Source organism: Aminobacter sp. P4_D5, from assembly GCF_056401815.1.
In genome coordinates, this window is sequence record NZ_JBFUIP010000458.1 from 1 (window position 1) to 961 (window position 961).

The 961-nt window shown below is 70.7% G+C and carries 2 protein-coding genes; both read right to left on the reverse strand.

Annotated features, from left to right (window positions below; genetic code table 11):
- A partial coding sequence (locus AC1DWF_RS32730) for a Bug family tripartite tricarboxylate transporter substrate binding protein (protein WP_476842677.1) occupies positions 1–286 on the reverse strand: 286 nt, incomplete at its 3' end.
- A gap of 28 nt (positions 287–314) precedes the next feature.
- Positions 315–961, reverse strand: a 647-nt coding sequence (locus tag AC1DWF_RS32735; protein WP_476842678.1) for an SDR family NAD(P)-dependent oxidoreductase, incomplete at its 5' end; no start/stop codon positions are given.

Here is a 961-nt window from a genome sequence, read left to right on the forward strand (position 1 = left end):
AGACGAAGAGCGTGTAGCCGTCGGGCCGGGCGCGCGCGACGTATTCGGCGGCGATGGCCGTGTTGGCGCCGGTGCGGTTGTCCACCGGCATCTGCTGGCCCAGCTCGACGGTTAGTCGCTGCGTCGCGGCGCGGGCCGTGACGTCGGTGCCGCCGCCGGCCGCATAGGGTACCACCACGCGGATGGCGCGATCGGGATAGGGAAGCTGCGCGCGGGCGGCGCCGATCGCCAGCGGCGCAGCACCTAGGGTCCGCAGCAGCGCCCGTCGCAGGATGTTCTCGTTCATCTCTGTTCCTCCCGTTCCTCGTGCTGGCTCAGGGCATCTGCAGCCCGCCATTCACCTCGATGACCTGGCCCGTGATGAACCCCGCCATCTCGCTGGAGGCGAGGAAAAGATAGGCGCCGACGCATTCGTCGACCGTGCCGATCCGCCGCATGGGCGTGAGCTTGATCGAGGCCTCCAGCTGGTGCGCCGGGGTTGTCTTCGCCTTGTCCGGCTTGCCGATCACGCCGGGCGCGACGGCGTTCACGCGGATGCCGTCCCGCGCGACCTCCTTGGCCAGCCCGCGCGTGAAGTTGGAGACGAAGGCCTTGGAGGCCGCGTAGAGCGTGGATCTGCTGCCGCCGCCGTTGCGCGCCGCGAGCGAGGTGGTGGTAATGATGCAGCCTCCACCGCCCGCATCCATCAGCGGGATCGCCGCGCGCGAGCAGGCGAAGACCGAGCGCGCGTTGAGCTGGGTGATGTCGTCGTAGAGCGCGTCGTCGATGTCGCGGAGAGGGTGGCGCTTCACCACGCCGCCGGCATTGTTCACCAGCACGTCCAGCCCGCCGAGCGCGGCATGTGCCTCGTTCACCAGCCGGGTGCAGGCCTCCACCGAGCGCACATCGGCCTGGAGCACGATGGCGGAGCCGCCGGCGGCCCTGATCCTGGCGGCGACCTCCTCGGCGGCGGGCCGGCTGG